The sequence below is a fragment of the Halomonas sp. HG01 genome (assembly GCF_000968715.2).
GTDB classification, from domain to species: domain Bacteria; phylum Pseudomonadota; class Gammaproteobacteria; order Pseudomonadales; family Halomonadaceae; genus Halomonas; species Halomonas halophila.
Map to the genome: position 1 here is coordinate 3,028,996 of NZ_CP022134.1, position 21,937 is coordinate 3,050,932.

General features: G+C 65.4%; 17 protein-coding genes. 5 read left to right on the forward strand and 12 right to left on the reverse strand.

Translation table 11 applies throughout. The features are described 5' to 3' along the window. Window positions 1-5: 5 nt before the first annotated feature. The 8 genes from UN84_RS14390 to UN84_RS14425 form a co-directional block, all read right to left on the reverse strand. Window positions 6-1,199, reverse strand: a complete 1,194-nt coding sequence (locus UN84_RS14390) for an IS4 family transposase (RefSeq protein WP_046078284.1) — start codon at window positions 1,197-1,199, stop codon at window positions 6-8. Between the two features lie 169 nt (window positions 1,200-1,368). Continuing rightward, entirely contained in the window at window positions 1,369-2,460 is a 1,092-nt protein-coding gene (locus UN84_RS14395) for a hypothetical protein (RefSeq protein WP_152662830.1), read from the reverse strand. 78 nt (window positions 2,461-2,538) lie between these two features. Then, window positions 2,539-3,837, reverse strand: a complete 1,299-nt coding sequence (locus UN84_RS14400) for a hypothetical protein (protein ID WP_152662831.1) — start codon at window positions 3,835-3,837, stop codon at window positions 2,539-2,541. A 475-nt stretch (window positions 3,838-4,312) separates the two neighbouring features. Continuing rightward, a complete protein-coding gene (guaA, locus tag UN84_RS14405) occupies window positions 4,313-5,890 on the reverse strand; it encodes a glutamine-hydrolyzing GMP synthase (protein ID WP_046078285.1) in 1,578 nt (525 codons plus the stop codon). Window positions 5,891-6,010: 120 nt separating this feature from the next. Beyond that, a complete protein-coding gene (gene guaB / locus UN84_RS14410; protein ID WP_046078286.1) occupies window positions 6,011-7,480 on the reverse strand; it encodes an IMP dehydrogenase in 1,470 nt (489 codons plus the stop codon). A gap of 106 nt (window positions 7,481-7,586) precedes the next feature. Further along, window positions 7,587-8,618, reverse strand: a complete 1,032-nt coding sequence (locus UN84_RS14415) for an ABC transporter substrate-binding protein (RefSeq protein WP_237022328.1) — start codon at window positions 8,616-8,618, stop codon at window positions 7,587-7,589. Between the two features lie 17 nt (window positions 8,619-8,635). Continuing rightward, window positions 8,636-10,048 carry a sensor histidine kinase gene (locus UN84_RS14420; RefSeq protein WP_046078287.1) on the reverse strand — a complete coding sequence of 471 codons (1,413 nt, stop codon included), beginning with the start codon at window positions 10,046-10,048 and terminating at the stop codon, window positions 8,636-8,638. Then, window positions 10,045-10,713 carry a response regulator gene (locus UN84_RS14425; protein WP_046078288.1) on the reverse strand — a complete coding sequence of 223 codons (669 nt, stop codon included), beginning with the start codon at window positions 10,711-10,713 and terminating at the stop codon, window positions 10,045-10,047. The genes UN84_RS14420 and UN84_RS14425 overlap by 4 nt, the downstream gene beginning before the upstream one ends. Window positions 10,714-10,850: 137 nt before the next feature. Here UN84_RS14425 and UN84_RS14430 point away from each other — a divergent pair, with 137 nt between their 5' ends. The 5 genes from UN84_RS14430 (at window position 10,851) to xseA (ending at window position 16,345) form a co-directional block, all read left to right on the forward strand. Further along, window positions 10,851-11,831 carry a Bug family tripartite tricarboxylate transporter substrate binding protein gene (locus UN84_RS14430; RefSeq protein WP_052719298.1) on the forward strand — a complete coding sequence of 327 codons (981 nt, stop codon included), beginning with the start codon at window positions 10,851-10,853 and terminating at the stop codon, window positions 11,829-11,831. After that, window positions 11,828-12,277 carry a tripartite tricarboxylate transporter TctB family protein gene (locus UN84_RS14435; RefSeq protein ID WP_046078289.1) on the forward strand — a complete coding sequence of 150 codons (450 nt, stop codon included), beginning with the start codon at window positions 11,828-11,830 and terminating at the stop codon, window positions 12,275-12,277. Before UN84_RS14430 ends, UN84_RS14435 begins: the two co-directional genes overlap by 4 nt. Window positions 12,278-12,289: 12 nt before the next feature. Then, window positions 12,290-13,798 carry a tripartite tricarboxylate transporter permease gene (locus UN84_RS14440; RefSeq protein ID WP_046078290.1) on the forward strand — a complete coding sequence of 503 codons (1,509 nt, stop codon included), beginning with the start codon at window positions 12,290-12,292 and terminating at the stop codon, window positions 13,796-13,798. 58 nt (window positions 13,799-13,856) lie between these two features. Next, window positions 13,857-14,924 carry an AbrB family transcriptional regulator gene (locus UN84_RS14445; RefSeq protein ID WP_173835021.1) on the forward strand — a complete coding sequence of 356 codons (1,068 nt, stop codon included), beginning with the start codon at window positions 13,857-13,859 and terminating at the stop codon, window positions 14,922-14,924. Between the two features lie 74 nt (window positions 14,925-14,998). Next, window positions 14,999-16,345: an exodeoxyribonuclease VII large subunit gene (gene xseA / locus UN84_RS14450; RefSeq protein WP_046078291.1), complete on the forward strand. Its 1,347-nt coding sequence runs from the start codon at window positions 14,999-15,001 to the stop codon at window positions 16,343-16,345. 27 nt (window positions 16,346-16,372) lie between these two features. Here xseA and glrR read toward each other — a convergent pair whose 3' ends face one another. The 4 genes from glrR to argA all read right to left on the reverse strand — a co-directional run bounded on the left by glrR (window position 16,373) and on the right by argA (window position 21,906). After that, on the reverse strand, window positions 16,373-17,767 hold the full coding sequence (gene glrR, locus UN84_RS14455) for a two-component system response regulator GlrR (RefSeq protein WP_046078292.1): 1,395 nt from the start codon (window positions 17,765-17,767) through the stop codon (window positions 16,373-16,375). 15 nt (window positions 17,768-17,782) lie between these two features. Continuing rightward, a complete protein-coding gene (locus tag UN84_RS14460) occupies window positions 17,783-18,325 on the reverse strand; it encodes a hypothetical protein (protein ID WP_046078293.1) in 543 nt (180 codons plus the stop codon). Beyond that, complete coding sequence (locus UN84_RS14465) at window positions 18,322-19,806, reverse strand: ATP-binding protein (RefSeq protein ID WP_046078294.1); 1,485 nt, start codon at window positions 19,804-19,806, stop codon at window positions 18,322-18,324. The genes UN84_RS14460 and UN84_RS14465 overlap by 4 nt, the downstream gene beginning before the upstream one ends. A 786-nt stretch (window positions 19,807-20,592) precedes the next feature. Further along, window positions 20,593-21,906 (reverse strand): amino-acid N-acetyltransferase, encoded by a 1,314-nt coding sequence (gene argA / locus UN84_RS14470; protein WP_046078295.1) that lies wholly within the window; start codon window positions 21,904-21,906, stop codon window positions 20,593-20,595. Window positions 21,907-21,937 lie beyond the last annotated feature (31 nt).

Sequence of the window (21,937 nt, forward strand, 5' to 3'; positions counted from 1 at the left end):
TCCCCTCATGAAGTATTACCATGCTGTGCCAAGGCTTCTTCGTGCAGCAATGGCACCAACTCATCCCATCGATAGCGCAACTGCCAAGGGAGAGAGGTCTGAATGGCCTCCTTCCCCAGCCGCCAAATAGACAAAACGGATCGTGACCGCAGGCTGTTGCTCTGAAACTGCTGAGCACTTCCTTCACGTTGGGTCTTCAGCCCCATAGCGAACAGCACCAAGCTAGCCAGCATGCCGATCAGCAGCAAAATTTCGATGCGCCGCGCATGGCGGGTTTGATGCATGCCGAAGCCCAGGCCAAACAAGGGGCTCTTGAGATCACGAAACCCTTCTTCGATCTGCATCCGCTGGCGGTAGATCGCGACCACTTTCTTGGCAGTCGTGGACGAAGGGGGCAGATTACTGACCAATACCCATGGTTCTCGCTTGCCTTTGGCTGCTTTCCGGCTGCGCTTGGCGCGTGAGGACTGACCCTGCTTGGTGAGGTGGCGACGTCCTTTGAGCGTATGGCGAACTCGGTACAACCACGTTTCTACAGGCGCCCGCCGAGCGATCTCGGCCACGCCCAGGCGTTCTGGTGTCCGACTGGCTGATGCAAATACGTTCCCGACAGACTGCCAGTCCTCGCCAGCAAATCGAACCAGGGTCGGTCGACGCAAACGCCCCACGTAATACCAGCCGCGAGCGGCCACTTCTCGCAGCCAAGGCCCTCGAAATCCGGCATCGGTCACCAGGATCGGGCGACTTCTCTCCGGTAGCATCAAGGCGAGGGCATCCAATAAATGGCGCTGGCAGAGCGGACAGGCATCCTTGTGATGCACCCGCTCATAGAGCGGGAACGAGCGACCTGCTAATGGAAGCGAGGCCCGCAGCAAAAAGTGTCGACCACGATCATCGATCGGTGACCAGTCCACCAGAATTCTCGGATGCTTCATGTTACCGATGAGCAGTCGGGCCACCTGGTCATAGAACAGAGGGCGTTCCTGATGCAGGTGAGAGTTCCCAAGCAGCCGATCCATACGCTTGATGGCATGCTTTGGGGTGGTATTTCCAGGAAGATGGCGGCCTAAAGCGGTCAATCCCAAGCGCTGACTGCTCAGTAGCGCCTGTACGGCATCAAAGACGGCATTCAGGCGCAGTGCATGGATAATCTGGGCTGAACCCGACAGGATCTTGTGCAAGAATCGAGTCGTCTGCATGGGGGTCTCGGCATATTGTTGGTTTGGCGATTAACAACATGCCTTCCCATGCAGGCCTTCTTCAATCCTAATATCTTGATTTTCTTGTAAGATTCCTGGGGATCCCTCAGGGTCGGTCCCCGACTGGTTCATCTCGCCAGAGTTTGAGGTGGGTGTCCTATTTAACGCTTCAATCAGTGGCACCGCTTTGCGGCGTCCTAGCAGCCGAAGGCTGCGAACTGAATTGACTTGTTATGTTGTTTACCTGCGTTGAAATAGAATGAATGATTCTTTCCTGATCTTGGTTCTGTAAAATAGATCTATCTAAGACAGGAGGTATTGAAGATATTACATCTATCAATTCTTTTTGGCTTATCTCTTGCGTCTTCATAAGCGCATTTTGCTCAACAAGTAAACTTTCGACCTGGCTCGATGATTCATTTGATGAAGAATAACCAAGGTATGAAAATACCGCTGTAACAATTAGGGTAATCAAGCCCAACACGAACATTACGTTATTCCAAAACTTTGTCCGTGCAGTTGCTACTACTGAATCCATAGCCATTTGAACAGCCAGATCGTTCATATTCTTTATAAGCGAAGCTACTTCGTTCAACTCTTTGCCAAATAAAGCTAACTGACGGTTGGTTTCAAAAACAGGGTTTTCTGGTATTTCAGGAAGCTTGAAAGATTTGTGATGACCAAGAGAGCTTCCCAAACTATTGGATATTCGCTTATTTTCCTCTAAAAGGCCTAACGTGGTGCTTGAAAAAAGACCTTTAGTAGCACTTTCAAATATCTCCTTTGTTCTTTTGTTGGATTGAGCGATATATACATCAACCACCCGAAGCAAATGATCTGTTTCCGATTCGTCGCTCTTTTTGAGAAGCTCATCTGAAATATGATTTTTGATCGAAACGACAACTTCTCCTTGGTCGTTCTTTTTTCTTATTGCTTCCTGCTTATCCTTGTCATCTAAAAGGTAGCTATTTTTCTCAATGAATTGCCTTGCAAAATCCGCGAGCTCATTATGAGTCAGCAATTCTGCTTGCTCTTCGTTAATCCGACAGCTCTTATCTTTCTCCTTATTAGCTGGTTGGCATAGGAGAGTTGTAAAATATCTGGCAAACTCAACTGAGTCTCTTGTTTCTTTGTCGGCTAGCCACTTTCCAGCTTCACTCATTACTGACACAGAGAAGTTATTGCAAATCAACTCCCCTAAGGCTTTTGTCTCAAAATTAAATTGGTGTGTTTTTATTAGTTTATCTAGATTAAGTGCCATAATCTCTCTTCAACATAACGCCCGCAACACCGGACAATTTGGAGCGTAGCTGAAAATTGTTCCGAGTGCTTGCGCTTGTTATGTTTTTGTAACTCGGTGCCATATATATGCAGGCCTATTCTTTAATCTTTGTTGTTGAGATATCGATGGGAAAGCCTCTGTCATCCCTGCAGATACACTACTCATAAGAGCTGGAATCAAAGGCAGAGAAGAACCAGTAGCTACAGCAGCTGACAAGCCTACCAAACTGCCTAATACACCTTTAACCCCAGAACTAGAGATTGAATTTACATTATCTCGAATCTCATCTATCTGAGGCATAATCTCCCTATGGAAAAGCAATTCAGCTTTCGTTTCAAAGTTCTCAGGGGCAACATCACAGAGTTCTTCAGTAACGCTCAACAAAGAGTAATTAAACCTTTCAAAGGCTGTCGAGTATTTATCTCTCAGCTCAATAATAGTTTTCGGGGATTCAATTTTTATGAAACTATTATTCGCTTCTAGAAATTTTGCTGAAATTGCTCCATTACTGAACTCTGAATTTCCAGACATTGCTAAAAACTTTGATTCGAATGAAGATTCAGTTATGTATGTATGTCCTGTTCTCGAAGCTAAGTAGGTTTCGTTATAAATACCAATTAGCCTAGCTCTCATGGCCTGGTTTATTGTCTGATATGCCCACTGCTTATACTTTTCTTCCGTAAGAGTGCCATCTTTATCCCAAGTGACGGTCCCGTTCTCGAGAGTTTGAAACAGATATAGACTTACACCTGAATGCCAATAATCATCCTTGAAGCTAACATTTAACGCTGTTCGCCGACTGACTTCAGCACCCTCACGAAGAACTAACATTCGTTCCCTATCATCTTTAAGGACAGACCTTAATATCGCATTATCGTGAACAAAATCATGAATCTTTTCCGGAATTGAAGATTTGAAAGCATCATCTGAATGCAACAAGGGAATTTCTTCACTCGGTTTATTAAAAAACGAGATAGGAATTACTTTAATGAAGCCAGATTTAATCAATTCAAATGCCCACGAAAATAAATCCAACCCCTTTTTTAATTTGTCATAACTTATAGTTGAGGCTGAAGATACAAGTGGATCATCAATAGCAATTGATTCATAGACCAAAGCAGAAGATAGTAGCTTGTTCTGGCTAACGTCTGCTGAGCTAGTGCTGAACAAAGCACTTAAATGTTTGCCATCATATTCCTTTTCCACCTCTGTCGTTGCTGTTTGAATTCGGGCATTAGAGTACTGTGAGATCCTAGATGAAACCTCATTATCTGATAGCAACGAGAGATCGACAGCTTTCCCACTCGCAGTAAGCAGTCCTGCATCAATCAGTAGATCAAGTGCTAAAATGCTCATTACTCTCCCTCAAACATAACAGGTATTAGATAGCCGGCGCGTTTATCCACTTGAACGCGTCGGCACGTTCATTCGTGTTATACCGCACTCTGTCTAAGACCCAACCCATTGATTTAAAAACAAATTAATTATAGCTAGGCGTCATAACACCAATCATCGTGCCGGCGGCATAACAGGGGTAGGAATATTCGCCATGGCGTGGGCAAGCCCTTCTGGGGTCGGAATCCCACGAGTGACCGAGAACCCTCGCAGAAAGACACGCTGCAGCCCGGGGATCACATCCTTTCCCTGCGACTCCCTTCGCATTGTGCTTTCCTGCTCCGTTCTATCGGCCACAGCCTAGGCCGCTGAAGCCTAGTTAAGCTTAGCCTGGTTACGTTTGGCAACAAAAAAAGCCTGCCGATAACGGCAGGCTTTCGTATGACGCAAGTGATGCTTTGGGGCTAGGCGGCGTTCATCCGCCCTGCCCTGGCGATCACTCCCACTCGATGGTGGCGGGCGGCTTGCTGCTCACGTCGTAGGTGACGCGGGAGACGCCGGAGAGCTCGTTGATAATGCGGTTGGAGACCTTCTCCAGCAGCTCGTAGGGCAGGTGCGCCCAGCGGGCGGTCATGAAGTCGATGGTCTCCACGGCGCGCAGGGCGATGACCCACTCGTAGCGGCGGCCGTCGCCGACCACGCCGACCGATTTGACCGGCAGGAAGACGGCGAAGGCCTGGCTGGTCTTGTGGTACCAGCCGGCGTTGTGCAGCTCCTCGATGAAGATGGCGTCGGCCTCGCGCAGGATGTCGGCGTATTCCTTCTTCACCTCGCCGAGGATGCGCACGCCCAGGCCCGGCCCCGGGAAGGGGTGACGGTAGACCATGTCGTAGGGCAGGCCGAGCTCGACGCCGAGCTTGCGCACCTCGTCCTTGAACAGCTCGCGCAGCGGCTCGACCAGCTTGAGCTTCATGGTCTCGGGCAGGCCGCCGACGTTGTGGTGCGACTTGATGACGTGGGCCTTGCCGGTCTTGCTGGCGGCGGACTCGATCACGTCCGGGTAGATGGTGCCCTGGGCGAGGAAGTCCACGCCTTCGATCTTGGCGGCCTGCTCGTCGAACACGTCGATGAAGGTGTTGCCGATGATCTTGCGCTTCTCTTCCGGGTCGGCCACGCCCTCGAGCTTGCCGAGGAACAGGTCTTCGGCATCGGAGCGGATGACGCGCACGCCCATGTGCTGGGAGAAGGTCTCCATCACCTGGTTGCCTTCGTCCTTGCGCAGCAGGCCGTTGTCGACGAACACGCAGGTCAGCTGGTCGCCGATGGCCTTGTGCAGCAGCGCGGCGACCACGGAGGAGTCCACGCCGCCGGACAGGCCGAGCAGCACGTGGCGGTCGCCGACCTGCTCGCGCACGCGGGCGATCTGGTCCTCGATGATCTGGGCCGGGGTCCAGTTGCGCTCGCTCTGGCAGATATCCAGCACGAAGTGCTCGAGGATGCGCTGGCCCTGCAGGGTGTGGGTCACCTCGGGGTGGAACTGCACGCCGAAGAAGCGCTTCTCTTCCCAGGCCATGGCGGCGATCGGGCAGCTCGGGGTGGAGGCGGTCACGCTGAATTCGGCCGGCACCTGGGCGACCTTGTCACCGTGGCTCATCCACACGTCGAGCAGGCTCTTGCCGGTCTCGGCGTCGATGTGGTCGGAGATGTCCTTGAACAGCGCGGTCTCGACGTCGAGGCGCACCTGGGCGTAGCCGAACTCGCGCTTGTTGGAGCCTTCCACGGCGCCGCCGAGCTGCTCGGCCATGGTCTGCATGCCGTAGCAGATACCGAGCACCGGCAGGCCCATCTCGAACACGCACTGCGGGGCGCGGGGCGAGTCCAGCTCGGTGACGGACTCCGGGCCGCCGGCGAGGATGATGCCGTTGGGGGCGTACTCGCGGATCTCTTCCTCGGTGATGTCGAAGGCGCGGATCTCGGAGTAGACACCGATCTCGCGGACCCGGCGGGCGATCAGCTGGGTGTACTGGGAGCCGAAGTCGAGGATCAGGATCTTGTGGGCGTGAATGTCGGTCATCTGGCCATTCCTATACGAGGCGGGCAAAACGGGGAGCGAATTTCGCGGGCCGGAAGCGAAAAGCTGGAAGCCGCCCGGCGGCGCGCTTCCAGCTCATCGTTCTACGGCGTCAGGCTGGCATCAGCCGGCACGATAGTTCGGGGCTTCCTTGGTGATCTGCACGTCGTGGACGTGGGACTCGTTGAAGCCGGCGCCGGTGATCTTCACGAACTCCGGCTTGGTGCGCATCTCCTCGATGCTGGCGCAGCCGGTGTAGCCCATGGAGGCGCGCAGGCCGCCCATCATCTGGTGGACGATGGCGCCCATCACGCCCTTGTAGGGCACGCGGCCTTCGATGCCTTCCGGCACCAGCTTCTCGACGCCGGCTTCCTTGTCCTGGAAGTAGCGGTCGCTGGAGCCCTGGGTCTGGGACATGGCGCCCATGGAGCCCATGCCGCGGTAGGCCTTGTAGGTGCGGCCCTGGTAGAGCTCGACCTCGCCCGGGGCTTCCTCGGTGCCGGCCAGCAGGCCGCCGACCATCACCGCGCTGGCGCCGGCCGCGATGGCCTTGGCCAGGTCGCCGGAGAAGCGCACGCCGCCGTCGGCGATCAGCGGAATGTCGTAGGGCTTGAGCGCCGCGGCGACGTTGGAGACGGCGGTGATCTGCGGCACGCCGACGCCGGCGACGACGCGGGTGGTGCAGATGGAGCCGGGGCCGATGCCGACCTTGACGCCGTCGGCACCCGCTTCCGCGAGCGCTTTCGCGGCTTCCGCCGTGGCGATATTGCCGCCGATCACCTGGATCTGCGGGAAGTGCTCCTTGACCCAGGCCACGCGCTCGATCACGCCGCGGGAGTGGCCGTGGGCGGTGTCGACGATGATGGCGTCGACGCCGGCGTCGGCCAGGGCGGCGATGCGGTCAGGCGTCTCGGGGCCGGTGCCGACGGCGGCGCCGACCAGCAGGCGGCCGTCCTCGTCCTTGGCGGCGTGCGGGAAGGTGCGGGCCTTCTCGATGTCCTGGAAGGTGACCAGGCCGCGCAGGCGGAACTCGTCGTCCACCACCAGCATCTTCTCGACGCGGTGCTCCTGCATCTTGCCCTTGATGACGTCGAGGCCGGTGCCCTCGGCCACGGTGACCAGCTTCTCGCGCGGGGTCATGATGTCGGAGACGCTGTCGCCGTGGTTCGGCTGGAAGCGCATGTCACGCTCGGTGACGATGCCCACCAGGGTCTCGCCTTCGACCACCGGGAAGCCGGAGAAGCCGTGCTCGCGGGCCATGGCCAGCAGGTCGGCCAGCTTGGCCTTGGCGCCGACGGTGACCGGGTCCTTCACGATCACGCTCTCGTGCTTCTTGACCTTGCGCACCTCGGCGGCCTGCTGGGCGATGGTCATGCTCTTGTGGATGATGCCGATGCCTCCTTCCTGCGCCATCGCGATGGCCAGGCGGGCCTCGGTCACGGTGTCCATGGCGGCGGAGAGGAGCGGGATGTTGAGGTATAGGTCGCGGGTCAGGCGTGTCCGGAGGCTGACGTCCTTGGGCAGGACCTCCGAATAGCCGGGAACGAGTAATACGTCATCGAACGTAAGAGCTTCTTGGGCCATACGTAGCATAGTCGGCAACACCCAGTGCGCTGGTGGGAAGGAGGGAGGTGAAGTTAATCAACCATTATAACGCCCGGGGCCGCCCTACAGCAATCCAGTCGACGTCGCAAACGCTTCAGTCATCGGGGGTGAACTCGCGCCGCCAGCGGGCCAGGAAGGCGTCGCGGCGCTGGGGATCGACGAAGGCCAGCAGCGAGGCGTTGAGCGGGATCGGATAGAGCCGCTCGCCGACCTGGTCGCGCAGGCGCTGGGCGGTGTAGGGGCCGATCACGTCGGGCCGCACGCTGAACAGCGGCGTCTCGCCGGCCAGCACCCGCTGTCCGGCGTGGCTGAGCAGGAAGTCGACGAAGGTCTCGGCGGCGGCGGGATGCGGGGCGTCGCGATGCACGAAGGCCATGCGCATCAGCACCAGGGCGTAGTCCTGGGGCACCTGGACGATCACCTCGGGGTGATCCTGGGCCCAGACCATGGCGTAGGAGCCGAGCAGGTTGTAGCCGAGCCAGTAGCGCCCGTCGCTCAGGCCCTCGAGCATGGCGCGGGTGCTGTTCTCGAGCTGCGCCTCGACGCCGCCCATGCCGGCCACCAGGTCCCAGAAGCGCGGCGTGTAGCGGGCATCCTGCTGGAACAGCGTATAGCCGACGCCGCTGCCCAGCGGCGAGTAGCTGGTCACCCGCCCGGAAAGCGCCTCGCGCTCGGTGGTCAGCAGGGTGTGCAGGTCGGCGTGGGTCGTCGGCGGCAGCATGCGCCGCGAGAGGTCGAGCCGGTAGGCCATCACGATCGGCTCGAAGGTGAAGCCGAACACCTCGTCACGCCACTTGGCCCAGGCCGGCCAGTCGCGTACCTCGGCGGAGTCCAGCCGCCGCGCCCGGCCCTCGTTGACCCGCGCCATCTGCCACGGCATCGCCGAGCTGATCACCACGTCCGGCGGCGGGTCGGCCGACGCCACCAGATCGTCGACCTCCAGCGTCGAGCGGTCGCGGAAGTCCAGCGCGATCTCGGGATGGGCGTCGCGGAAGGCGTCGAGCAGCGGCGTGACCACTTCTCGGTCCAGGGCCGCCTCCACCACCAGCGGCGTGGCGGTCTGGGCCGAGGCCACGCCTCCCAGGCCCAGCGACAGCGCCAGCAGGCCACCCACGAACCACTTCACGACACACCGTCCTGCCCTCATGCGTTCCTCCCTGTCTCGTCGTCGCCACAGCGCGGCAGCCGCAGGCGCACGATCAGGCCGTGGGGCGCGCGCTCGGCGAGGCTCAGCCGGCCGCCGAGGCGCCGGGCGATGGAGTCGACGATGGCGAGTCCCAGCCCGGAGCCGTCGGTGTCCTGGCGCCCGCCGCGCTCGAAGGGCCGCAGCAGCCGCTCGCGGGCCTCGGCCGGCACGCCGGGGCCGTCGTCCTCCACGTAGAGTTCGACCGCCTCGGCCTCGCGCACGAGCCCCAGGGTGATGGTGCTGCCGGGCGGCGTGTAGCGCAGGGCGTTGTCGATCAGGTTGCCGAGCAGCTCGCGCAGCGCCCAGGCCTCGGCGCGCACCCGGCAGGGGCCGGCCGGCAACTCGTCGAGCCCCAGGTCGTGATCGCGCGCCGCCTCGCGCCCTGCCCAGTCGAGCAGCGTCTCGCGCAGCAGCGCGGCCAGGTCCAGCGGGGCGACCTCCCCCGCCTCGGCCACATGGCGCAGCCGCGCCAGGCTCAAGAGCTGGCCGGCCAGGCGGCTGGTGCGCGCCGCGCCGTCGTGCACCGCGCCGAGGGCGGCGTGCCAGTCGGCGGGCTCGGGGCTCTTCAGCGCCAGCTCGCTGGTGCTCTGCAGCCCCGCCAGCGGCGTCTTGAGCTGGTGGCTGGCGTCGGCGGTGAAGCGCAGCAACGCCTCGCGGCTCTCGCGCTGGCGGGCGAACAGGTGGTCGAGGGTCTGGGCCAGCTCGCGCATCTCCTCGGGCACGCTGGCGTCGAGCGGCCGGGTGTCGTCGGCCTCGCGCAGGCGCAGCTGGCGGCGCAGTCGGCGCATGGGGCCGAGCGCCACGCGCAGCGCCATGGCTATCAGGGCGCCGGCCAGCAGCACCATGGCCACGAAGCGGCTGACGGCGCGCTCGAACAGCTCGTCGGCCAGCGCCACCCGCCCCTCGCGGGTGTGGCCGACCCAGATCTGCACCGGCTCCTGGGAGACCCAGCCGGCCGAGTCATATTCGCGCCCGTAGAGCCGCCAGGAGGCGCCGTCGAAGCCGGTGGTCAGCGCCCAAGGCGCGCGATCGACGCGCTCGCGCCAGCCCGGGGCGATGGCAAGGGGCATGTTGGTCGAGACCGCCTCACCCTCGGCGTCGAGCACGGCGTAGAACACCCGCTCCTGATGGCGGGTGGCCAGAATCTGCAGCGCCGCGGCGGGAATCGTCACCACCGGCTCGCCGTGCTGCCACTGCACGGCCTCGGCGATGGTCAGGGCGGCGGCCTCGAGCTGGCTGTCGAAGGCGCGTTCGGCGGCGCGCCGGCTGCTCCACCAGGCCTCGACCATCAGCAGCGCGCCGAGCCCGGTCACGGTGACCAGCAGCCATACCGCCAGGCGGCGCTTGAGCGAGCCCGCGACCTCGATCACCCGGCGTCGTCCTCCAGCCGGTAGCCCAGCCCGCGGAAGGTGCGGATGCGCAGGCCGCTGTCCTTGAGCCGCTTGCGCAGCCGGCTGACGTAGACCTCAAGCGCATTGGTGCCCACCTCGTCGAAGCCGAACAGCCGCCGCTCCAGGGTCTCCCGCGGGGTGATGCTGCCGGCGTGCAGCAGCAGGCCCTCGAGCAGCAGCAGCTCGCGGCGCGGCAGCTCCAGCGGGGCCTCGTCGAGGCTGGCGCTGCCGGTCTCGGGATCGAAGGCCAACCGGCCGAGGCGCAGGCGGTTGTCGCTGCGCTGCTGGCTGCGCCGCAGCAGCGCGCGCACCCGGGCCTCCAGCTCGGCCAGCGAGAACGGCTTGGCCAGGTAGTCGTCGGCACCCAGGTCGAGGCCGGAGACGCGATCGTCGACGGCGTCGCGGGCGGTGAGGATCAGCACCGGCGTGGTGTCGCCGCGGCCACGCAGCTCGCCCAGCAGCTCGAGTCCGTCGCCGTCGGGCAGGCCGAGGTCGAGCAGGATCAGATCGAAGCGATCGTGACGGAGCGCGGCCCGTGCCTCGGCGCGGGTGGCGAAGACGTCGATGGTGTTGCCCAGCGGGGACAGGGCGTGTTCCAGGGAGCGGGCGATCAGCGGATCGTCCTCGATGACCAGCAGGCGCATTAGACCAATGTCTCAGACGGTAACGGGCGGGATGACAGGTTGATGAAAGGTGGCGGGCCTAGCATCGCTCGGGCCATCACAGAGATGGCTCTCGAGGCAGCGCCTCGCGCCGCATAACAAGAGAACAGGAGTTCGCCATGAAGATCAACACGGCCATCCGCCACGCCTCCGGCATCGCCCTGCTGGGCGGCGCCCTGCTCGCCGGCCAGGCCCAGGCCGCCGACGAAGCCGAATGCATCGCGCCCGCCAAGCCTGGCGGCGGCTACGACCTGACCTGCCGCCTGGCGGCCAACGGCCTGCTAGCCGCCGAGCTCATCGACGAGCCGATGCTGGTCACCTACATGCCCGGCGGCATCGGCGCGGTAGCCTACAACCACGTCAACGGCGTGCGCAGCGACGACGACAACCTGATCGTCGCCGCCAGCACCGGCGCCGCCGTCAACCTGGCGCTGGGCAAGTTCGGCCAGTACGACGCCGGCGAAGTGCGCTGGCTCGGCGCCCTGGGCGTCGACTATGGCGCCATCGTGGTCAATGCCGATGCCCCCTGGCAGACCCTCGACGAGCTGATGGCCGACCTGAAGGAGAACCCGAGCTCGGTGGCCTTCGGCGCCGGCGGCACCGTGGGCAGCCAGGACTGGATGAAAGCCGCGCTGACCGCCAAGGCCGGCGACGTCGACCCGCGCCAGCTGCGCTACGTGGCGTTCGAGGGCGGCGGCGAGGCGCTGGCCGCACTGCTGGGCGACCACATCCAGGTGTTCACCGGCGACCTGTCCGAGCTGCAGTCCCAGCTCGAGAGCGGCAAGGTGCGCTTGCTGGCCTCGCTCTCCGAGGAGCGCATGGGCGGCCCCTACGCCGACATCCCCACCGCCGCCGAGCAGGGCTACGACGTCGAGTGGCCGATCTGGCGCGGCTACTACATGGGCCCGGACGTCAGCGACGAGGCCTACCAGGCCTGGATCGAGCGCTTCGAGGAGCTGGCCGACAACCCCGGCTTCGCCGAGATGCGCGAGGAGCGCGGGCTGTTCCCGATGGCGCGCTTCGGTGACGACTTCGACGCCTACGTGAAGGACCAGGTCGCCGACTTCCAGTCACTGGCCGAAGAAGTGGGTCTGAAATGAGAATCGCCGCCGACCGACTGCTGGGCCTGGCCCTGATCGGTCTGGCGGCGTTCATCGCCGTCCAGTCCCTTCAGCTGCAGGTGCCCTTCAGCTACGAGCCCGTGGGGCCGAAAGCCTTCCCGCTGGGGCTGGCGGCCCTGCTCGCCGCCCTGGCACTGGTGCTGGTGTTCAAGCCCGGCGAGGACGGCGAGTGGCCGGCTCCTGCCCTGGCGCTACGGCTGCTGGGCGTGCTCGGCCTGCTGCTGGTCTACGCCCTGCTGTTCACCCGCCTGGGCTTCATTCCCGCCTCCTTCCTGGTGGTGGCGACCCTGGCCCGGCTGTTCGACGCCAGCTGGCCCAAGGCCCTCGTGACCGCCGCGCTGATGGCCGCGGGCAGCGACTTCCTGTTCACCGAGGGGCTCGGCATCGGCCTGCCCGACGGCACCTGGCTGGCCGACATCCTCTAACGGAGCTGCGAGATGTTCGATTTCCTGATCGAGGGGTTCGGCGTCGCGCTGAGCCCCCTGAACCTTGGGCTGGCCTTCCTCGGCGCCCTGCTGGGCACCCTGTTCGGCGCGCTGCCGGGCATCGGCCCGATCAACGGCATCGCCATCCTGATGCCGCTGGCCTACACCCTGGGCCTGCCCGCCGAGTCGGCGCTGATCCTGCTGGCCGGCATCTATACCGGCGCCGAGTACGGCGGCCGCATGTCCAGCATCCTGCTCAACGTGCCCGGCGACGCCGGCGCGGTGATGACCACCCTGGACGGCCATCCGCTGGCCAAGCAGGGCCTGGCCGGCCCGGCGCTGGGCCTGTCGGCGGTGAGCTCCTTCGTCGGCGCCACCATCGCCATCATCGGCCTGACGCTGTTCGCGCCGCTGCTGGCCGAAGTGGCGGTGATGTTCGGCCCGGCCGAATTCTTCGCGCTGATGATCTTCGCCTTCTCGTCGATGGCGGTGATGATGGGCAAGGACCCGGTCAAGACCGCCATCGGCGCGGTGCTGGGCGTGCTGATCGCCACCGTGGGCGTCGACGGCGGCACCGGCGTGATGCGCTTCACCTTCGGCATGCCGGAGCTCTATGACGGCGTCGACTTCGTGGTGATGATCATCGGCCTGTTCGCCATCAGCGAGATCCTGCTGATGCTCGAACACGCCCACCGCCGCGACGCCGACGACGAGATGCCGCCGCTGGGCCGGGTCTTCGTCAGCCTCAAGGAAGTGCTGCACTGCAAGGGCGCCATGGGCCGCTCGGGCCTGCTCGGCTTCATCATCGGCGTGCTGCCGGGCACCGGCGCCTCGGTGGCGGGCGCGGTGTCCTACACCACCGAGAAGCGCCTTTCAGACAAGGACGGCACCTTCGGCAAGGGCGACATGCGCGGCCTGGCGGCCCCGGAGGCGGCCAACAACGCCTCGGCGGCGGGCTCCTTCGTGCCGATGCTGACGCTGGGCATCCCCGGCTCCGGCACCACCGCGGTGCTACTCGGCGCTCTGATGCTCTACAACATCACCCCGGGCCCGATGATGTTCACCGAGCGCCCCGAGGTGGCCGGCGGCCTGATCGCCTCGCTTTACATCGGCAACATCGTGCTGCTGGCACTGAACCTGCCGCTGGCCGGCGTGTTCGCCCGGGTGCTGACCATCCCGCGCTGGGTGCTGGTGCCGGCCATCGCCATTCTGGCCTTCGTCGGCGTCTACCAGCTGCACTCCGACCTGACCGCCATCTACCTGATGCTGATCATCGGCGTGTTCGGCTACCTGCTGCGCAAGCTCGGCTTCTCGCTGGCGCCGGTGATCCTCGGCTACGTGCTGGGCGGGCTGATGGAGCAGAACCTGCGCCGGGCGCTGTCGATCAGCGGTGGCGACGCGGGTATCCTGTGGCAGTCCGGCATCTCGCTGGGGCTGTGGATCGCCGCCGCCGCGCTGCTGGTACTGCCCTGGCTGGTGCCGAAGCTGCTCGCCGGTCGCTCTCGCCGCCACGCCGGCTGACCCACGCATCGGGCCCGCTTACGCGGGCCCGATGCGTTGTGAATGGAGACACCTCGCCTTGCCTACCCTCGCGTCCTTTCCTCTACTGCCGCTGCTGCGTTTCCTGCCCACCCTGGCGCTGGGCATTGCCGGCGGCGCGCTGGCCTTCGCCGTCAACCTGCCGCTGCCGTGGCTGCTGGGCGCCATGATCGCCACCACCGTGGCGAGCCTCTCAGGCGTGCGGCTGCGCTCGCCGGGCCGCGGGCGCAAGGGCGTGCTGGTGGTGATCGGGGTGATGCTGGGCTCGGCCTTCACGCCCGAGCTGTCCGGCGACCTGGGCCTGTGGAGCCTGAGCCTGGCGGTGATGCTGGTGGCCACGGCGGCGATGATGGCCTTCTCGGTGTGGTTCTCGCAGCGCGTGGCCGGCCACACGCGGGAGACCTCGCTGTACGCCGGCGTGCCGGGCGGGGTCTCCACGGTCACGGTGATGGCCATGGCCTCCGACGCCGACCTGCGGGTGGTGGGCATGACCCACGCGGTGCGCATCCTGGTGCTGCTGGTGGCGATTCCCCCGGTGCTGCAGGCGATCGGCCACGTCGACCTGGCCGGCGCCACGCCGGACCTCTCGCAGTGGCTGTGGCTGCCCGGCCTCGCGGATGCGGCCTGGCTGACGGCGGCGGGCCTCGGCGGGCTCGCCCTCGGGCGGCTGCTGCGGCTGCCCAACGCGCTGCTGTTCGGCCCGGCGCTGGTGTCGGCGGCGCTGCATCTCTCCGGCGTCACCCACGCCGCGGTGCCGCCGACGCTGCTGGCCCTGGCCCAGGTGCTGATCGGCGTCTCGGTGGGCGTGCGCTTCGCCGGCACCTCGCTGGCCCGGGTCGGCCACGCCCTGGTGATGGCCGTCGCCCAGGCGCTGGTGCTGCTGGCGATCGCCGTGCTGGCCGCCTGGGCCGGCCACCTGCTGACCGGCTATTCCCCCGCCGCCGCACTGCTCGCCTACATGCCCGGCGGCGCCCCGGAGCTGAGCCTGGTGGCGCTGACACTGGGCATCGACCCGGCCTTCGTCACCACCCACCACCTGCTGCGCATCAGCGTGCTGGTGCTGATCCTGCCGACGCTCCTCAAGCGGCTGGCGCCGCCTAGCGCCTAGCGGCGAGTCTCGGGCATCCGCTACAGTACGGGGCGCCGGCACTCTGCCACCGACTCTCCCAACCCAGGATGCCCATGCCCCCCAGCGACGACACCGCCCTCTCGGTCACCGAACTCAACCGACGCGCCCGTCAGGCGCTGGAGCAGGACGTCGGCGACGTCTGGGTGGAGGGCGAGCTGTCCGGCGTGTCACGGCCGTCGTCGGGCCACGTCTATTTCACCCTCAAGGACGAGCGCGCCCAGCTGCGCTGCGCGCTGTTCCGCACCCGCGCGCGCTTCGTCGCCGCGCCGATGCGCGACGGCGATCGCGTCAAGGTGCGCGGCCGGGTGTCGCTGTTCGAGCCGCGGGGCGACTACCAGCTGATCGCCGAGGCGGTGCAGGCGGCGGGCGAAGGCGAGCTGCTGGCGGCCTATGAGCGGCTCAAGGCCAAGCTCGACGCCGAGGGGGTGTTCGCCAATGGCCGCGCCCTGCCCTTTCCGCCGCGCCACCTGCTGGTGCTCTCCTCGCCCACCGGGGCGGCGATCCGCGACGTGCTGGCGGTGCTGGCGGCGCGCTGGCCGCTGGCCCAGGTGACGCTGATCCCGGTGCCGGTGCAGGGCCGCGAGGCGGCGCCGGCGATGATCGCCGCGCTGGGCCTGCTCAACCGCCAGGCGGCGCTGGACCCGGGACGCGATGCCATCCTGCTCACTCGCGGCGGCGGCAGCCTGGAGGACCTGTGGGCCTTCAACGACGAGCACCTGGCGCGGGCGATCTTCCATTCCCGGCTGCCGGTGATGTCGGCGGTGGGCCACGAGGTGGACGTGACGCTGGCCGACTTCGCCGCCGACCACCGCGCCCCCACGCCCTCGGCGGCGGCCGAGCAGCTGGTGCCCGACCGCCGCGAGCTGCTGCAGCGCCTGCAGGCCCTGGAAAGCCGGCTGCTGCGCGCCCAGCGCGCGCGGCTCGACACCGAGGCCCAACGGCTCGATCACCTGCGCGCCAGGCTACGCCATCCCGGCGAGGTGCTGGCCTTCCGGCGCCGCCAGCTGGAGCAGCTGGAGGGGCGATTGCGGCGGGCCATGCAGGCGCGGCTGGAGACCGCCCGTCGCCACGAGGCGGACCTCGAGCGTCGCCTGGCGCTGCGCTCGCCCGAGCGGCGCCTCGAGCAGGAGACCCGTCGCCTGACGCTGGCCCGTCAGCGCCTGCACCAGGCCATGCCCCGCACGCTGACCCATCAGCGCGAGCGACTGGCCGCCGTCGCCCGCGAGCTGCAGGCGGTCAGCCCGCTGGCGGTGCTGGGCCGCGGCTATGCCATCCTCGAGAACGACGAAGGCCGGGTGATCCACCATGCGACGGATACCCGGCCCGGGGAGCGCCTGACGGCGCGGCTCGGCGAGGGGCGGCTGGCCCTGGAAGTGCTGCCCGGCGAAGACGCCGACTGACAGCTCCCCGCGCCTGACAGTCTCGCCTCAGGACGCCTCGCTGTGCGCGGTGCCCGGCTTGAAGGTCGAGGGCTCCAGCTCGTGGCGCGCCAGCAGCTTGTAGAAGTCGGTGCGGTTGCGCCCGGCGATACGCGCGGCCTGCGTCACGTTGCCCTCGGTGATCTTCAGCACCTTGATCAGGTAGCTGCGCTCGAAGCCGGCGCGGGCGTCGCTGAAGGTCGGCAGCGCGTTTTCCTCGGCGGCCAGCGCCTGGGCGACCAGCGCCTCGGGGATCATCGGCGCGCTGGTCAGGGCCACGCACTGCTCGACCACATTGACCAGCTGGCGCACGTTGCCCGGCCAGGCGCAGCCCGCCAGCAGGTTGAGCGCCTCGCGCGAGAAGCCCTTCACGAACGGCTTGTGACGCTCCGCGGCCTGGGCCACCAGGTGCTTGGCCAGCAGCGGCACGTCCTCGGCGCGCTCCTTGAGCGGCGGCAGCTTGAGGTTGACCACGTTGAGGCGATAGAAGAGGTCCTCGCGGAACTCGCCGTCGTGCATCGCCTGGCCCAGGTCGCGGTGGGTGGCCGAGATCAGCCGCACGTCGATCGGCACCGAGGTGGTGGAGCCCAGCGGGCGGATCTGACGCTCCTGCAGGGCGCGCAGCAGCTTGACCTGCAGCGGCAGCGGCATGTCGCCGATCTCGTCGAGGAACAGGGTGCCGCCGTCGGCGGCCTGGAACAGGCCCTTGTGCTCGCTGATCGCGCCGGTGAAGGCGCCCTTGGCGTGGCCGAACAGCTCGCTCTCCAGCAGCTGCTCGGGCAGCGCGCCACAGTTGATGGCGACGAACGGCTTGTCGGCGCGCGGGCTCGCCTTGTGGATCGCCTCGGCCATCAGCTCCTTGCCCGAGCCGGAGGGGCCGGTGACCAGCACGCTGACGTCGGAGGTGGCCACCATCCGCGCCTGCTCGAGGAGACGTTCCATCTCCGGGCTACGGGTGATGATCGCCTCGCGCCAGCGGTCGTCGCCGTCGTTGCCGCCGGCGGCGCTGGACTGGCTCAGGGCCTCGTCGATGGTGGTGAACAGCTCCTCGCGGTCTACCGGCTTGGTCAGGAAGCCGAACACGCCCTGACGGGTGGCGCTCACGGCATCGGGAATCGAGCCGTGGGCGGTGAGGATGATCACCGGCAGGCCCGGCAGGCGGCGCTGGATCTCCTGGAACAGCGCCAGACCGTCCATCTCGTCCATGCGCATGTCGGACAGCACCAGGTCCGGGTTGCCGGCGTCCAGGTGCTTGAGGGCCGCGCGTCCGCTCTCGGCGGTGGTCACCCGATAGCCGCGGCTTTCCAGGCGCATGCCCAGCAGCTTGAGCAGGCTGGGGTCGTCATCCACCAGGAGGATGTTGGCCCCCTGATTCGGGGCTTGAGGGCTTCCGCTTGGCATCATGTTCGTGTCTCCCGCTTACTCGGTCTGCTGTCGCGAGTTGATGTTGCGCTCGATGTCGGTGAGCGCGTCCAGCTTCTCGCCCAGCTCGGCCTTCTCGTCCTCCAGCGACCGCTGGGCCCGGCGGCTCTCTTCCAGGCGCCGCCCCAGGGCGCGCCGCCCCTCCAGCTCGTTGAGCCAGTAGCGCAGCAGCGGCTGCAGCCGCGGCGGGGCCGCATGGAGGTCGGCCTTGTACAGTTCGGAGGCTTGATCCCATTCGCGCTCGTTGCCCCAGGCCAGCACGACCGCCCGGGCCAGGCGCTGATCGTGCGAGTCGCCGGAGACCCGCGTGAGCGTGACGTCGCGCCACTCACGGTCACCCCGCTGGGAGGCGAGGCCGAAGGCCACCCACTCCGGCAGCAGGCATGTCGTCTCGCCGAAATCCGGAATCTCGGCGTAGCAGCCGGCACTTTCCTCCACCACGGGCTCGCGGGGCTCTCCGGCCAGCTGCGCCGGCAGCCACTGGCAGCCGGTCAGGCCAGCCGACAGCAGGCACAGCAGCAGGGGGCGTGGGATCTTCATGGGTCGTTCCTTGCGTCGGCTACCGCCGGAGCGGTCAGCGATTCTTGATGGTCAGCGTCCGGCGCGGGCAGCGTCAGGCGGAAACACACCGCCAGGCGGTCGTCCTCCGCCAGCACCAGGCTGCCGTGCTGCAGGCGAGCGCAGTCGGCGGCCACCGACAGCCCGATGCCGGACCCCTTGAGCGCTCCCTTGCGGCGAATGCGCCCTTGATAGAACGCCTCGAACAGCCGCGCCCGATCTTCTTCGGGGATCGGTTCGCCGCTGTTGGCCACCTCGACGACCAGACAGCCGTGGGTGGCACGGGCGCGAATCTCCAGCTCGCCGCCGTCCTCGCCGTAGGCGACGGCGTTGGACACCAGATTGTCGAGCAGGCGAGCCGTGGCCGTGCGGTCGAGCCGCCAGATCAGCGGGCCGTCGAAGCAGTGCACCGACATGCCCTTCTGCTGCAGGCCCAGGTGATGCTTGGCCAGCACCTCCTTGACCACGGTGGCCACGTCCAGACGCTCGATCTCGAGGCGCTGGTTGTGCTGCAGCAGGTTGTAGTCGAGCAGCTGCTCGATCAGCTGCTGCAGCTCGCCGCCGCTGGCGTCGATCAGCTCGAGGATCTCGCGCTGATGATCGGTGATATCGCCGGCCACGCCGTCGGCCAGCAGCGCGGAGCCCTCGCGGACGCTGGCCAGCGGCGTCTTGAGCTCGTGGGACATGTGGCGCAGGAACTGCTGCTTCTGTTCCTCCAGCTCGTCGAGCCGCGACGACAGCCAGTCGAGCCGCTCGTCGAGGCTGACCAGTTCGGCGGGCCCCTGCACCGGCGACGGCTGGGCGCTCCTGCCGGTGCTGCCGATACCCAGGATCCGCCGCTCGAGCTGGCGCACCGGCCGTACGATCAGCCGGGTGAACAGCAGCATCAGGATCAGGCTGGCCGACACCAGCGCCGCGGTCTGCCACCACAGACGATGCTGCACGGTCTCGGCACGCTGGCGAATCAGGTCCAGGCGATCGTCGATGCGCCGGTTGGTGGCGTGACGCATGGCCTCGGTGTGCTCGGCGAAGGGCAGGAAGTCGGTCAGTCGCTGCTTGAACGCCTCCAGCGGTAGCTCCGGCAGCTCGGCGAGCCGGTCTAGCTGCCCGGACAGCGCCTCGACGTCCGGGTCGTCGGGCAGCAGCTCGCGCTGCTTGGCCAGCAGGCGGCGGTACTCCGCCAGGCGCTCGTCATAGATCTCGAGCAGGCTCTCCTGCTCGACCACCGCATACTGACGCGCGCCACGTTCCATCTCCAGCGCCAGGGCGCCGAGCGTGCGGGCACGCCGGGTCTCCTCGACCGCCTGACGTGCGCTCTGGTCGGCGAGGCGCGAAAGTTCTGACAGCGCCTGCCCGGCCTGGAACATCAGCACGGCAAGGGGCAGCATCACCATCAGGAAGGCCAGCAGCACCAGCTGCAACAGCGAGCGCGGCCGCCAGCGGCGGGAAACGGCAGATGTCATGGCCAGCGTTCGGAAAAGGAGTGAGTCGGCAACCACTATCGTCTACCCGAGGATACCAGAGTTCGGCCTGTCACCCGCGCCGCATCGCGGCCGAGCAGGCAAAAAAAAGGCCGGCATAGCCGGCCCAATACGCAGGGAACTGAAGGGGTGGGAAAGCGTTCGATGACGCCGCTGGCGCCACTCGATCGTTTACCCGGGGCCCGAGGGCCCATGAAGCGGCGGAATCCCCTTTCAGTCAGGGTGGGATTCCTGAGACGGCTCACCGTCTCGCTTCCTCTGACGGCCCCGCCGGGGCGTGGCCGTGCAATTGGTCCCCCTCGCGGGGGAGAGGCATCCTTGCCAGGGCATCCTTGCCCTCTCGGTACCCGTCCATGACGAGGTCGTCGGTACCGTCTCATCGCAACCTAAAGTCACACATCGCTGGAGCAGACGTTGGTCGCCGAGAGGCCAGGGGCACAGGGCAGTGTCGTCAGCTGCCTCTTGGCGACCGGGAAGCGGTTCGAGCCGTTTGAACCGCTTCCCGCTTGCTCCCCATGAGTATTGCGATCCTCGTGCCATAACCAAAAAAACACTATAAAATCAATAACTTAAAAAAACCAAAACGTTGGCACGCGCCAACGCCTCCTGATAAACGGGCTTCAGCTCGCCATTTTCGTTGCCTATTGGAGACACCTTTCTCCGAGAAAATAAAAAGCCCTGTTTAAACAGGGCTTTAAAGCGTCTCCAATCGGCGACATCGCGTCATCGGCGTGATGGCGAGAAGCGACACCAAGGCGAGATAAGCGCTCATTCGAGGGGCTTTATCAGGATCTTGGAGCGCCGGGCCTGGTTGTAGGCCTCCCGCTTGAGGGGAGGAAGATCGTCGACGTCGGCCAGGCCGAAACCGTGCTCGAAGAACCAGTGGGCGGTATGGGTGGTCAGCGCGAACAGCGCATCGAGCCCGCGCGACCGGGCCTGACGCTCCACCTCGCCGAGCAGCAGGTCGCCACGGGCGCCGCCGCGATAGTCGCCGTGCACGGCGACGCAGGCCAGCTCGCCCATCCGGGCGTCGGGAAAGGCATGCAGCGCGGCGCAGCCGATGACCATGCCGTCGCGTTCGATGACGACATAGTCGTCGATTTCATACTCCAGGCGCTCCCGGGAACGCGGCACCAGCATCCCACGACGCTCCAGCGGCTCGAGCAGCTCCAGCAGGCCGCCGATGTCGTCGATCCCGGCGCGACGCAACTGCTCGTAGCGATGCTGGGTGATCATGGTGCCCACGCCATCGCGGGTGAACAGCTCGCCGAGCAGAGCGTCGTGGTCCTGCCACGATAGCAGGTGGGTGCGGGCCACCCCGTGGCGAGCGGCACCGACGGCGGCGCCCAGGTGGCGGGCCATCTCGCTGCCGGGGTCGGCGGCGGCCAACTGCGGCTCGGCCTCCAGCGGCGCCAGCTGCCGACGCAGCTGGCCGCTGTCGTCGCACAGGCCGCAGGCCTCGCCGAGCAGGATCAGCTTGTCGGCGGACAAGGCCGTGGCGGTATGGCGCGCGACCTCGGCGGCGTCCAGGTCGAAGACCTCGCCGGTGCTGGAGTAGCCCAGCGGCGGCAGCAGCACCAGCGAACGCCGATCCAGCAGGCCGCGGATCGCCTCGTCGCGGACGCCACGCACCTCGCCGCTGCGGTCGAAATCGATACCGTCGCGCACACCCAGCGGCTTGGCCATCACCAGGTTGCCCGAGACCACCGTCATCTCGACGCCGTGCAGCGGCGTGTTGGGCAGCCCCAGCGACAGCCGCGACTCCAGCCACAGTCGCTGCTCGGCCGCCACCCGCTCGACCCGGGCCATGATCGCCTCGTCGGCCACCCAGCGTCCGCCGTGGCGGCGGGGCGTGATGCCGTCCTCGTTCAGGGCCCGCTCCACCTGGGGGCGGATGCCCAGCACTACCACCAGACGCACGCCCAGGGTATGCAGCAGCGCCAGGTCCTGGATCAGCTGCTCGCCTCGACCCTGCGCCACGGCCTCGCCCTCGATCAGGATGACGAAGGTACATCCTCGGTGCGCGTTGATATACGGCGAGGAATTGCGGAACCAGTCGACGAAGGGAAAACGAGTGTCCAAGGGCCGCGCTCCGGCAGCAGATGAAGGGAAA